The organism is Streptomyces saintjeani (genome assembly GCF_055409605.1).
The window spans coordinates 1-12,403 of the sequence record NZ_CP189624.1; the positions used below are offsets into that span (position 1 = coordinate 1).

Annotated in this window: 12 protein-coding genes and 1 pseudogene; 7 read left to right on the forward strand and 6 right to left on the reverse strand. The window is 68.0% G+C overall.

Annotated elements, in window-relative coordinates; all coding sequences use genetic code 11:
• The first annotated feature begins 544 nt into the window (after positions 1 to 544).
• The 3 genes from ACQCO7_RS00005 to ACQCO7_RS00015 all read left to right on the forward strand — a co-directional run bounded on the left by ACQCO7_RS00005 (position 545) and on the right by ACQCO7_RS00015 (position 4,847).
• On the forward strand, positions 545 to 1,057 hold the full coding sequence (locus ACQCO7_RS00005; RefSeq protein ID WP_464069756.1) for a hypothetical protein: 513 nt from the start codon (positions 545 to 547) through the stop codon (positions 1,055 to 1,057).
• A 33-nt stretch (positions 1,058 to 1,090) separates the two neighbouring features.
• Entirely contained in the window at positions 1,091 to 3,739 is a 2,649-nt protein-coding gene (locus ACQCO7_RS00010; protein ID WP_464069757.1) for a helicase associated domain-containing protein, read from the forward strand.
• A 727-nt stretch (positions 3,740 to 4,466) separates the two neighbouring features.
• Positions 4,467 to 4,847 carry a hypothetical protein gene (locus ACQCO7_RS00015; protein WP_464069758.1) on the forward strand — a complete coding sequence of 127 codons (381 nt, stop codon included), beginning with the start codon at positions 4,467 to 4,469 and terminating at the stop codon, positions 4,845 to 4,847.
• Here ACQCO7_RS00015 and ACQCO7_RS00020 read toward each other — a convergent pair.
• Both ACQCO7_RS00020 and ACQCO7_RS00025 read right to left on the reverse strand, forming a co-directional pair.
• A pseudogene (locus ACQCO7_RS00020) lies at positions 4,819 to 6,182 on the reverse strand (transposase). The gene ACQCO7_RS00015 and the pseudogene ACQCO7_RS00020 overlap by 29 nt on opposite strands.
• A gap of 227 nt (positions 6,183 to 6,409) precedes the next feature.
• On the reverse strand, positions 6,410 to 6,556 hold the full coding sequence (locus ACQCO7_RS00025; protein WP_464069759.1) for a hypothetical protein: 147 nt from the start codon (positions 6,554 to 6,556) through the stop codon (positions 6,410 to 6,412).
• Between the two features lie 223 nt (positions 6,557 to 6,779).
• On the opposite strand from ACQCO7_RS00025, the gene ACQCO7_RS00030 reads away from it, so the two are divergent.
• A complete protein-coding gene (locus ACQCO7_RS00030) occupies positions 6,780 to 7,184 on the forward strand; it encodes a LuxR C-terminal-related transcriptional regulator (protein ID WP_464069760.1) in 405 nt (134 codons plus the stop codon).
• On the forward strand, positions 7,181 to 7,387 hold the full coding sequence (locus ACQCO7_RS00035) for a hypothetical protein (RefSeq protein WP_464069761.1): 207 nt from the start codon (positions 7,181 to 7,183) through the stop codon (positions 7,385 to 7,387). Before ACQCO7_RS00030 ends, ACQCO7_RS00035 begins: the two co-directional genes overlap by 4 nt.
• A gap of 157 nt (positions 7,388 to 7,544) precedes the next feature.
• Here the strand turns inward: ACQCO7_RS00035 and ACQCO7_RS00040 are convergent, their stop codons facing one another.
• Positions 7,545 to 7,805: a DUF5362 family protein gene (locus ACQCO7_RS00040; protein WP_464069762.1), complete on the reverse strand. Its 261-nt coding sequence runs from the start codon at positions 7,803 to 7,805 to the stop codon at positions 7,545 to 7,547.
• 365 nt (positions 7,806 to 8,170) lie between these two features.
• Here ACQCO7_RS00040 and ACQCO7_RS00045 point away from each other — a divergent pair, with 365 nt between their 5' ends.
• Positions 8,171 to 8,566 (forward strand): type II toxin-antitoxin system HicB family antitoxin, encoded by a 396-nt coding sequence (locus ACQCO7_RS00045; protein ID WP_464069763.1) that lies wholly within the window; start codon positions 8,171 to 8,173, stop codon positions 8,564 to 8,566.
• 119 nt (positions 8,567 to 8,685) lie between these two features.
• Here the strand turns inward: ACQCO7_RS00045 and ACQCO7_RS00050 are convergent.
• The 3 genes from ACQCO7_RS00050 to ACQCO7_RS00060 all read right to left on the reverse strand — a co-directional run bounded on the left by ACQCO7_RS00050 (position 8,686) and on the right by ACQCO7_RS00060 (position 11,883).
• Positions 8,686 to 10,160, reverse strand: a protein-coding gene (locus ACQCO7_RS00050) for an IS3 family transposase (protein WP_464069764.1) whose coding sequence is annotated in 2 segments (ribosomal slippage) — positions 8,686 to 9,812 and positions 9,812 to 10,160 — 1,476 coding nt in all. Because the reading frame shifts where the segments join, the coding sequence is not laid out codon by codon here.
• A gap of 497 nt (positions 10,161 to 10,657) precedes the next feature.
• On the reverse strand, positions 10,658 to 11,008 hold the full coding sequence (locus ACQCO7_RS00055) for a YybH family protein (RefSeq protein WP_464069765.1): 351 nt from the start codon (positions 11,006 to 11,008) through the stop codon (positions 10,658 to 10,660).
• A gap of 62 nt (positions 11,009 to 11,070) precedes the next feature.
• Positions 11,071 to 11,883: an MBL fold metallo-hydrolase gene (locus ACQCO7_RS00060; RefSeq protein WP_464069766.1), complete on the reverse strand. Its 813-nt coding sequence runs from the start codon at positions 11,881 to 11,883 to the stop codon at positions 11,071 to 11,073.
• 91 nt (positions 11,884 to 11,974) lie between these two features.
• Between ACQCO7_RS00060 and ACQCO7_RS00065 the strand changes: the two genes are divergently transcribed.
• The gene (locus ACQCO7_RS00065) at positions 11,975 to 12,349 is read left to right on the forward strand and encodes a winged helix-turn-helix transcriptional regulator (RefSeq protein WP_464069767.1); all 375 of its coding nucleotides are present in this window, start codon (positions 11,975 to 11,977) and stop codon (positions 12,347 to 12,349) included.
• Positions 12,350 to 12,403 lie beyond the last annotated feature (54 nt).

Below are 12,403 nucleotides of genomic sequence, written 5' to 3' on the forward strand. Positions count from 1 at the left end.
CCCGCGGAGCGGGTCCCTCCGGGCTTCGCCCGGAGCAAGCGAACCACCGCGCTGCGCGCGGTGGTTGCGCTCCCGCTCCGCGGGAGCGCTGGCGGATGGCTGCGCCGTCCGCACACCCTGCCCGCTGCGCGGGCAGGGTGACGGTCCGTTCGCTGCGCTCTCGGACCGGTGGGACTTCGTCCCACCGCCTGGCTTTCGCTTCGCTTCAGCCAGGCCGGCGGGTCCGCTGCGCTCCCCCGCCTGACGGTCCTTCCGGCTGCGCCTCCAGAACCGTTGGGGCCCGCTGACGCGGGCCCGGCTGGCTACTGAGGGTCAGACGCTCGTTCGGGTGGGTTCCGGTGTACCGCGCACATCAGATTGATGCAGCATGTACCGTTGGCGGAAACAGGAGACCCCCGGAATTCCGAGAGGAACGACCGCTGATGGCCGGTCACCACGAGCTTACCGGACCCGATCCCGCACTGAGCAGCGATTCTCTGCGCCGGGTGACGCAAGACGGCGCCCGTGAACGTCTGGCTGAGGTGTTCACGCTCCTGGAGGGCGCGTGCCCGCGAGCGAGGCGGACGACCTGGTGACCGGGGCGCAGTGCCAGGTGGTGGAGCTGGACGGCATGGCGCCGGCCTCCCGGGGCTCGCTGTTCGCGGACGGCTGGGATGACGGCGTGAGGGCTGTGGGCGAGGCCCCGGTGGGCATCTCGGACCGGGAGTGGTCCCGGCGCGGCGGCCGGTCGGCCGGGGCCGCTGAACTGGCCGTGCACATCGCGGACGTGAGGCAGCGTGAGCGGGCGGGCCTGGTGCGGCTGGAGAGGTTCGTCCGGGAGAGTGTGCTGCCGGGCATTCATCCGCACGCCACGGCACGGCGTCGGGTGAGGCCGGCGGTCTGTGCACCGCGCGCACGAGGAACAGCGACGGGGACGGCACCGAATCGTCTGCACGCTCGATGCCGGGCACTGCGACTCGGACGACAAGCCGCCGTTCAAGGACGCAAAGCCCGGCGGCCGGCACAAGGTGGATACGTCGATCTGGGCGTGGCATGCATTCCGCACGCGGCCGTCTGAGAATCTGTGACATCCGAGAAGGAGGGGTGGAAAATGTCTTTGGTTCCGCTCAAGGAACACCAGGTGGACCACAAGTTGAGTTTCCGGGATTGGGTCGGATTCCCTGCAAGATCTTTCGTGCCTCCGGAGGGGGCGCGCGCCACGGGGGTGTCCGCGACCGGGTCGGGGAAAACGATCACGGCCGCAGTGTCCGCCCTAGAGTACTTCCCGGACGGGCGGATTCTGGTGATGGTGCCCACGCTGGACTTGATCGTGCAGAGCGCCCAGTCCTGGCGGCGGGTCGGGCACCGTGCCCCGATGGTCGCGGTGTGCCGGGTGGACCGCGATGAGGTCCTGGAGCAGCTCGGGGTTCGCACCACCACCAACCCGATCCAGCTGGCCCTGTGGGCCGGGCGCGGGCCCGTGGTGGTGTTCGCGACCTATGCCTCGCTGGTGGAACGGGAGGACCCCGCCGACATCACGGGGCGGCGCAGGATGCCAGGGCCGTTGGAGGCTGCCCTGGCCGGTGGGAAGCGGCTGTACGGGCAGCGGATGGCTCCGTTCGACCTGGCGATCCTGGACGAGGGGCACATGACTGCCGGGGACATCGGCCGCCCCTGGGCAGCGATCCACGACAACGGCCGGATTCCCGTCGACTTCCGGCTGTACCTGACCGCGACCCCGAGGATTCTGGCCTCTCCCCGGCCGCAGCGCGGAAGGGACGGCCAGGAGCTGGTGATCGCCTCGATGGACGAGGACTCGGCCACCTACGGGAAGAGGATTTTCGATCTTGGGTTGGCGGAGGCGGTGGAACGCTCGATCCTCGCCGGGTTCGAGATCGACGTGTTGGAGATCCGCGACCCTGACCCGGTCCTCGGGCTGTCGGAGGACGCGCTGCGCGGCCGGCGCATGGCCCTGCTCCAGGCGGCGCTGCTGGAGCACACGGCGCAGATGAACCTGCACACCACCATGGTGTTCCACCAACGGGTCGAGGAAGCGGCCGCGTTCGCCGCGCAGATGCCGGCAACGGCCGCCGAGCTGTACACGGCCGAGGCGTCTGCGGCCGCTCTCGCCGACGCGGAGGAACTGCCCGCCTCGTCCATCGACGCCGAGCTCTACGAGCTGGAAGAGGGCCGCCACGTGCCCCCGGACCGGGTGTGGGCGGACTGGCTGTGCGGCGACCATTCCATCGCCCACCGGCGCGTGGTGATCCACCGGTTCGCCAACGGCATCGACGCAGACAACCGACGAGTACACCGGGCGTTCCTGTCCTCGGTACGGGCTCTCGGGGTCGGCGTCGACATCACCGGACTGCGCGGAGTGGAAGCGGTGTGCATCGTCGGCTCGCGCAGCTCCCAGGTCGACGTCGTCCAGAACATCGGACGCGCCCTGCGGCCCAACCCCGACGGCACCACCAAGACCGCGCGGATCATCATCCCCATCTTCCTCACCCCCGGCGAGGACCCCAAAGACATGGTCGCCTCAGCCAGCTACCAGCCCCTGGTCGACATCCTCCAGGCCCTGCGCTCGCACTCGGAACGCATGGTCGACCAGCTCGCCTCCCGCGCCCTGACCCGTGGCCAAGAGCGCCGACGCCTCCACGTCCGCCCCGCCCTCACAACGGGAGCAGACAGCGGTGACGACGGTGAGGAGCCCGACGAAACGCAACAGGAGGTCGACCGCGTCACCTCGGTCGTGGTCAACTTCGCCTCCCCCCGCGACGCCGCCGACATCGCCGCACTGACCCGCTGCCGCGTCATCCGACCCGAGTCCCTGGTCTGGCTGGAGGGCTACCAGGCCTTGATCCGCTGGCGCGCCGAGAACGAGATCACCAGTCTGTACGCCGTCCCGTACGACACCGAGACCCCAGTGGGCGTGACGAAGGACTACCCCCTGGGCAGGTGGGTCCACCAGCAGCGCCGCGCCCACCGCGCAGGCGAACTCGACCCCCACCGCAAAGAACTCCTCGACGACGCCGGAATGGTGTGGGAACCCGGCGACGAGGCATGGGAGAACAAACTCGCCGCCCTCCGCTCCTACCGGCGCGCGCACGGGCACCTCGCACCCCGCCAGAACGCCGTCTGGGGCGAAGGAGCGGCGATGGTGCCCATCGGGCAGCACACCGCCAACCTCCGCCGGCAGGGCGGCCGGGGGAAAGACCCGGAGCGGGCCACCCTGCGCGCGGCACAGCTGACGGAGATCGACCCGGACTGGAACTGCCCATGGCCACTCGACTGGCAACGCCACTACCGGACCCTAGCCGGTCTGGCCGACGCCGACGGCATCCTGCCCCACATCGCGGCGGGCACCGTCATCGACGGTGACGACGTGGGCAAGTGGTGCTGGCAACAACAAGAACCGGGCACCTGGACGCGGCTCCTGCCCGAGCAGCGGGAACGGCTGACCGCCCTCGGCATCAACATCCCCGCAACCCCGTCTCCCGCCCCGGCTGCCGCCCGGTCGACGAAGGGCTCCGGGAAGGCGCCGACGGCCTTCCAGCGGGGCGTTCAAGCCCTCGCGCAGTGGGTGGAGCGGGAGGGCCAGCGGCCTGTACCACGCGGCCATGTCGAAGCCGTCGTCATCGACGGCCAGGAGCACCAGCACAAGCTGGGCGTCTGGTACACCAACCAGAAGCAGCGCCGGGGCAAACTCGCCCCCGAACAGCGGGCCGCGCTCACGGAGCTGGGCGTGGAATGGGCGTAAGAGCCGGACAGCGTGCTCGGGTACCGCCCTCCCCTTTCTTTTCCTCAACTCCAGCCAGGGACATGGCGAAAGCGGCCGCACCAAAGATGCCAGCGGTCAGACCACGCCCGTACGCCTGTGGTGACCTGGGCGAACGCCGGAGCGCCAGGAAGGATCGCGCAACAGATGTCGCAACCCGGCACGGCTCAGGCTCCGGGACGGAAGAGCCTGCCCGGCGGGACCTCATGCAGCCTGTGCCGTTTCCCGGGCGCGGGCCATCTGCCGCAGCTGCGTGCGCGCCACCGGGGCCGACGGAGTGGTCTCCCAGTACGGGCGCCGCCACAGACGTACGGCCAGCCGCACGAGTCGGCGGCGCAGGGCCGCGGTGTCACGGGGCCAGGGCGCGGCGAACGCTTCGTAGGTGGCGTTGAAAGCGTGCTACGTCGGCACCCAGGTCGTCAGGGAAGCTCGCCGCCGCAGTCATGAAGCGTCTCGTGAGCACCAGCAGCGATGTGAGCGCGTAATTTTCTGACGTTACTGAACGGCGTATTTTCCGAGGTCAATTGGGATACGCGCAGCAATCTGCAGCGGTCAAAAAGCTGCTGCCGAAAAAACTTTGGAACGTCGTGTGACATTCACGCTTCCACCCTGCACAGGACTCAGTACAACCAGGCGACTGACGTCGCTGACCTCGCGCGTGTCGAAGACATCGTCTGAGGCGAAGTCAGTCCAAGACGAGGAGTTCTGTATGTGTGGGGAGCACGAGATCGCGGAGGCGGTCGACGCGCACCTGTCTGTCAACCGGACAGACCGGATCCGGCGCGATGCCGCTCAGGTCAGTGAACTGGCTGAGAGTGGCTTCGCGGGGCTGGCCTACCAGGTCTTCGAGAACGAGCTGTGCAAGGAGAACTGGCCGGTCCTGCGCGGCATGCTGCGTACCGGCAAGCTCGCCGGGATCGCGCAGAAGCGGTGCAGGGAGTTGGGCCGCTCTTTCTGGATCCACCCCGCCGACTCCGCTCTGCTGCGCAGCAGCGGCGAGGCCCGCGACGAGCTCCTCACCGACCTGCTGCTGCGTGCCCTGAAGTCCTTCAGCTTGTTCTTTATGGTCTGGCCTGGTCGCGTGCGGTGATCGTCTCGGGGCGTTTGGCGGTTTTGCCCACGTCGTAGCGGGTGGCGGGCCGTCGGTTCTTGGAACCGAGTGGCCTGCCGGGGCCTGGCCGGGTGGGTTTCGGCGCACGGGCGGGGCAGGGCAAGGTGGCACGGAGGTTCCGAAACCCTCTGCGGACGCGGGCCGGGGTGAGGCGGGCGGGTTCGGCGGGCTGTTCCCAGGGGCGGCGGAGGTCCTCGACAAGCGGGCGGCCGAGCCGCAGTTGGGTGTGGGCGGTGATGACCAGCCACGTCCAGCGGTCCGCCGCCTCGGGGGTACGGATCTTCGGGCGGGTCCAGCCGAGTGTCTGCTTGATCATTCTGAAGGTGTGCTCCAGGTCGAACCTGCGCAGGAACGCCTGCCAGCGCAGATCGACGTCCTCGCCGCTCATCCCCGTCTTGGAGGACCACAGCCAGACCGGCAGCGGGTCTCCGCCGCCGGGCAGGTGGTCGACCTCCAGCCGGATCAACGTGCCCTCGACGAGCGGGAGTTCGCCGTCGTGGCCGATCCAGGCCGAGCGGGTGGTGAGCCGGGGGTGGATACGGTCCCACGCCATTGCCCGGGCGGTGCCATAGCGGTCGGTGACCTGCACGGTCGCCGCGTCCGGCTCATCCCAGGTGTCTGGCCTGGCGAAACGGAACTCTTTGCCGTGCTTCGGAGGCCGCCCGCCCTGCGGCGGCGAGATCCAGGGCCGGGGCACGGGCTTGCGCATCACCCGGTCCGAACGCAGTCGGCCGAGCACTTCGACCGGCAGGCCGTGAAGGAGGTGGGCCATGCGCGGGGCGTCGTATCCGGCGTCGAAGCGGTGACTTCGGCGACGTCGTCCTCGGGTCCGAGGCGCACGGCGTCCAGCAGCTGGCACTAGGAGGTGCGGCCGGATTCGAAGGCGGCGACGAACGAGTACGGCCAGCCGGGGATCATCACGTGCTGGTCCCGGCCACGGCCGTAGGTGTGGCAGAACAACCGCTCCGCGCTGCACGGTGCGTCCGGCCGCAGCCAGTTGCTCACGTCCACGGCCAGGACGAGCCGGCCGTCGGCTGCCTTGGGCTGGGGCAGTGCGGCCAGCGTCCGCCGCAGCCGCCCGGCGTCGGTGCGGCCGCGGTTGAGGGCGTCGTACAAGGCGCCGTGTCCACGGCGGTGCTCAGCCAACAGCGTCAGATCCACCGGCGTCCTCACCGGCCCGTCCGCGCACAACAACGCGTCGGTCAGTTCGAACAGTTCGTCACGGCGGGCGGTCAGACACGCATAGAAGTCGTCCCGGAAGTGTGACGCCACCGCGAACGGCTCCCGCTGGGCATCGTGGTGCAGCAGACTCATTCCCCCACGGCCTTCGTACTGGTCAAGTGCCTCTTTGGTCGGAGCACAGGATCAGGCGAAGGCCGTGTTCACGTCCCCGGAATCCCCGTACGAGCGATCACGTTCGGGGCATCGTTCGAGCACAGACTCGCAGGGGGACAAGCCAAAGCTGTGGCACCGTCAGAACTCCGACGACAGCCCTGGGCAGCCCGAGCGCACCACTCCGAACGGAGTGCCTCGTGGAGGCCTCATGGGGACTGACGCTGCGAGCGCCGCGCTGCGGGGAAAGCGACACCGAGGACTCCGCCTGCGCCACTGCCGAGCACCAGGCCGATCGCCAGGTTGTCGAAGACAGCCAGCCCGAGCACAAGCCCGACTCCGATGCCGATCAGCATGCCTACAACCAAACCTGCGCTGATAGACGGTGCTCCGGCGTCCTCACTATTCGTCACACGACCATTGTGTCGAACGAGCCTTCGAAGGCGAGATCCAATACGGCCAACCTTCAAAGTAGGCCAGACCATAAAGAACAAGCTCAGGCGCAACGCGCTGGTCCGGGGCGGATGGAAGCCCGACTACAAGGGGCGCCGCGGGCCCAACTGCCTGACCACGTACTTCGTGGGCGAGTGCATCTGGGAGTTCCGTCGGGTGTACACGGCCTGGGCGAAGAACCGTCAGAAGTGGGCCAAGCAGCGTGCCCTGGAGGGGCCGGGGCTCTTCGACGCGCTCATGGCGGCGGGCTACCTCTCCGAGCCCGAGGCCGCCGTCCTCAGCACCGACTTCGAGGACATACTGAACGAACAGCCCCCGGTCACCCAGGCCGTCATTCGCATGACCACCGAGGGCTACGCGAACACCGAGATCGCGGACGTACTGCACGTCAGTCACTCGACGGTCAGTTCCCGCAAGACCCGCTTCCGTGACGTCCTGTACCAGGCCGCCCGGGAGCGGCGTATCTGGATCCCCGAGCAGCTCCACACCAAGGCCGACACGCACCGCCGCAAGCAGCGGGGTGCGGCGTGACCGTCCAACTGCTGATGTTCCTGATGCTCATGCTGGGCATGTGCATCCTGTTCTCCGTCTTCGCCGGCCTCATCGGGTTCGGCATCGCCCGCCTGGTCAAGGCCCCGGTGAACAGGGTGATCGTCTGGGGGAGCTGCGTGGCCTTCAGCATCATGACGCTGTGCATCGCCGTGATGGCGATCGTCCTGCCGCTGGTGACGTGACCGGCCCGTCGCATGCGTGAGCGCGAACGGGCTTCACAGCCGCACTGTGCAGCCCGTCGCTCTTCCAACCAGTGCAACCAGCCCCATCCCGACCACCTGGGATCAGATGCACCCCGTTGACCGGCCGGTGAGGACCGCGAAGGGGACAGAAGCACCCTCAGGCGCCCTTGGTGAAGATACGCCCAGTCTCGTCAGTCAAGGCCTGCAGGTGCAGCGCCCGGTTATGGGAAGCGGCGCCGCCGATACCGACCGCCATCCCGGCGGCATCGACTGCGCCGCCGACGGTGGCTGCGGCATAGCCGCCAGTACAGACGGCTGCCCCCGCCACGATCATGGGAATACCGATGATGGCGCCGATGATCGTGAGAGTCAGAAGCGTACCGAAGACGATCATGCCGATGCCGGTGAGCACTCCCACGCGCCAAGCTCACAGACCCGTCGCCACCTGTAAGATCACAGCTTGTCGCATGAAGTAGACAGATCATGTCGCATCGAGTAGCCTAGCCGAGTGCAGAAACGAGCACTGCTCCGGGAACTGCGGCGAATCGCCGCCGACAAGGGGGCGGATCTCGTACTCGCGAGACAGGGAGCACGTCATGAGATCTACACCCTGCAAGGTGTGTCTCTTCCCGTCCCGCGACACCGAGAGATCGCCGAAGGGACCGCCGAGACTCTGATCAAGGCGGCGGAGGGAGCGTGATCGACGGGGGGCCGAGTCCAAGTCGGCCCCCCACCGATCAGGATCCCACCACTTCGGCGAGGCGTACAGGAAGGGAAGGAGAAATGGGCGACACAACGACATACAACGCGATTGCGAAGCATGATGGCTCCCACTGGGCTGTGACGATCGCCGACCTACCGCAAGGCTTCGTCGGAGTCACACAGGGGCGCACTTGGAGCGAAGCGAGCAGGATGGCCGCCGACGTGGTGGCGATGCTGCTAGAGATTCCCGAGGAGTCGTTCAAAGTCGTGCTGCGACCGGCCGATCCCGAAATGGCCGAAGCAATCATCACGGCCGAGGAGGCTAGGGAAAAAGCCGAAGAAGCCGCCAAGGCGGCCACTGAGGCTCTCATGGCCGCCGCACGAACTCTGACCGCGAAGGCCACGGTCAGAGACGCGGGAGCCATGCTCGGCGTCTCACACCAATACATCGCCAAACTCGCACCCAAGAAGGGCTGACACTTCTCCACTCAAGGCCACGGCGCCCCCGCAGGTTCACAAACCTGCGGGGGCGCCACAGCCACACCACTAGTGAACAAAACGGAGCCTGTCAACGCGATCAAGGCAGGTAGATCGTTCTATCCCTGTGCCGGGATCGTTTGATCGTCGTGTCGGGGGTCGGGGGGCTTGTTGATCCAGGCGGCCTCGGGGAGTTTCGGGGGTTCGGGTGCCCCGCGGACGAATCGTTCGGGGTGCTGGCGGTAGACGCTCGCGAGGACGTCGGCGCGCATCTCGCGGAGCTGGCCGGCGAGGCCGAAGTGGACATCGAAGGGGGTGTGCATGGCTATTCCGGAGTGCCGGTGGGCGAGGTTGTACCAGTCGAAGAAACCGGTGCACCAGGCGCGGGCGTCCTCGATGCAGCCGAACCGCTCGGGAAAGTCATGCCGGTATTTGAGGGTCTTGTACTGACTCTCCGAGTACGGATTGTCGTTGGAGGTCTTGGGCCGCGAGTGCGACTTGGTGACGCCCAGGTTGTTCAGCATCTGCGCGACATTGTGGGCAATCATCGGTGATCCGCGGTCAGAGTGGATCGTCAACTGGCCCTGCTCCACTGGGTACCTGGTGATCGTCGAGGACAGGAACCGCTCGGCCAGCTCCTTGTTCTCCGAGGCGGCAACCATCCAGCCGACCGTGTAGCGGCTGTAGATGTCGATGATCGTGTAGAGGCAGAAACAGCTGCCCTTGACCGGGCCCTTCAGCTTCGTGATGTCCCACGACCACACCCGGTTCGGTGCGGTGGCGATCAGCTCGGGCTTCTTGCGCGGCGGATGCGTGGCCTGCCGGCGCCGTTCGCGCACCTCGCCGTGCCTGCGCAGGATCCGGTACATCGTCGCCTCCGAGCACAGGCAGATGCCGCGGTCCAGCAGCACCGCACAGATCTCGGCGGGCGCCATGCCGACGAACTCGGCCGAGCGCAGCACGGCCAGGACCTTCGCCTCCTCCGTCTCTGTCAGGGCCCGCGGATGCCACTTGCGCTCCCGCTTCGGCCGCACCGGAGCCGGGGACGTGCGGTGGTGCCGATACCAGGTCGCCCGGCTCAGGCCGAGCGCGGCGCACGCCTGCACCCGTCCCACCAGCAACGACAGCGATTCCAGGGCCTTGGCGCGGGCGGCCTCGAAGACCCCTCCCGCTGCCGTCACGGCTTCTCGCCCGTCGTCCCGTCGCTGCCCGTGGCGAGTTGATCCAGCAGCGCGGAGAGTTTTCCCTGCACCTCGATGACGGTGCGGGCCTTGCCCAACTCGCTGCGGAGCCTGGCGTTTTCGGCTTCGAGCCGGGCGATCTCCTTCTCTCCGGGATCTGCCTTCGGCCGGCCCGCAGGGGCGGCGAGCGCCGCCTTCGCGCCGTTGTCCCGCTGCTGGCGCCAGTTCGTGATCAGCGACGAGTACAGACCCTCGCGCCGCAGCAGGGCACCCTTGCCCTGCTTGTCGAGCGTCTCGTACTCGGCCAGGATCCGCGCCTTGTAATCCGCCGAGTACCGCCGCTGCCCGGCCGACCGGGGTGTCACCTGCGGATCCGGGGCCCCGTGGTCGTTGGTGCTGGCCACTACGGGCACTCCTCCTTCTCCGCCCTCGACTCAATGAATCATCCAGTATGCCCGGCTTGAGTCACTTTGACAGAGAGGGCTTCCCTGTTCGATCGCCCCTACATCACCGGCACGATCGCCGTGGGACAGCACCCGGGGATCACGAGTCCCGACCTCGCCCAGGCCATCACCGACCACCGCGGCCGACACGTGTCCTGCTCGGCACCGACGAAGCACTGCTGTACCGGCGTTTTACCGGCTCCGCCTTCCTCGGCGCCGTGACAGCGGTGCCCGCGTGGACTTCGCCGGCACTGACCTGTTCGCCACCGGCAGCCGGAACCTTCACCGCACAACGCCACGTCGAAGACCTGCTCACCCTCACCAGCCGACCGCGCCCGGACCACACCGGATCATGACCGTGTCACCGACGCCGGAAAGCAAACGGCGGCCGTATCGAGAACGTCGATACGGCCGCCGCTGCCGTGACGAGGTTCGGTCGCCCGGCGGTGATGCCGGAATGACGAGAATCAGACGCCGTAGGGGTTATCGATGATGTAGACCCAGTCCCCCTCGGTCGTCCTCTTCATCACCTCGACCGCCTTGCCTTCCACTATGCCGTCCTCGCTCGTGATCCGCCAGGACGGCTGGACCATCGCCAGGTCGCCGTTCTGATGGACCGACGCGGCCACCACCTCCATGGTGCTGGGCGAGGCGAGGTAGGGCTTCAGCGCTTCCTTGATGTCTTCCCTGCCGTAGACCGGCTCCTGTCCCGGTCCCGGTACGAACATGGCGTCTTCGGCGAACAGGGAACCCAGTCCGTCGAGGTCCCGGTCCTTGAGGTACTGGGCGAAGCGCTCGTGCACGACTTCCGGTGTCATGTTCTTTCCTTTTCTTTCTCTCGTTGCGGACGGGTGGGTCGGCGGCGGCCCTGGGTGAGGTGTCAGCGGGTGTGCGGGTCCGGCAGGGTGACGGGCTCGCCGGGAGTGGGCCAGTGCAGCGGGACGCCGGCGGCGTCGAAGGTCTGCTGGACGTGGCTGCGGTCTTCGGTGTAGTGCGCCCAGCCCTCGGCGTGCACGGCCACCACGAGGGGGGCGCCGAGCAGGCGGCGGGCCTCGACGGCCTGGGTCGCGGTCAGCGACAGCCGTACGTCACCGAATGCCTCGAAGCCGGCCGCGCCCAGGTGCAGCAGCGCCACGTCGACGCGGTACCGCTCGGCCAGGGCGCTCATCGAGTCCAGGTCGACGGTGTCACCGGAGACGTACACCGTCGGTGCCGAGCCGTCATCGGTGTGCAGGAGGAAGCCGGTGACCGGGCCGGTGAGGTCCTCGGTGCCGACGGGACCGTGGCGGGCGGGAACCGCGGTGATGTTCAGCAGCGTGCGGCCCGGCTTCGACAGGGTCCGGGTCTGCCAGGGCTCCAGGCCGACGGCCGCGCCCCCGAGATCCTTGGCGCCGGCGACGGTCGTGAACACGTTCGAGGCAGCGGAGGCCGCCGTACGCCCGGCAGTGTCGAGGTTGTCCAGATGCCCGGTGTGGCTGACCACGACGGCATCGAGAACGGGCAGTTGCGAGGGCTTCAGCGCCGGGTCGGCGGTCTTGCGCACCGGGACCGGGCCGTCCTGGTACTCGGTCCCGGCGGCGTCGAAGGTCGGGTCGGTCAGCAGCGTCCAGCCGGCCAGGCGGATCAGCGCGGTGGGGCCGCCGAGCACCGTCACGGTGTTCGCGTCACGGGTCACGGCAACGTCGATTACCACGGGTTACTCCTTGACGATCAGGGGTTGGTCCCCTCACTCTGACCGAGTTACTTTCTATGGGGAAGTACATACCTTCAGGTGAGGTGAGCACGTGCAGGAAAGCAAGCGGGGCAACGTCCGTAATCCCGCCTGCCCCGGCAGGCAGCTGTTCGACCTGGTCACCGCCCGGTGGGCCGCCCTGGTCCTGGTGGATCTCATGGAGGGCCCGCAACGCTGGTCCGAGCTGCGCCGACGGGCCGGCGGCGTCAGCGACAAGATGCTCGCGCAGACCCTGCGCGACCTCGAAACCGGTGGACTGATCACCCGCACCGTGCACACCAGCCGCCCACCGACGGTGCAGTACGCCCTGACCGACCTCGCCCGCGGCGCCACCGCCGCACTGCAACACCTGCAGAACTGGGCCGAAGAGCACACCAGCGACTACGACCACTACCGGCGCATCCACATCGTTGACCCGAAGCCCTGACCAGCATGAACTGCGTGCAAAGCTCAGAACTCGACAACGGCTCGCCGTCACTCA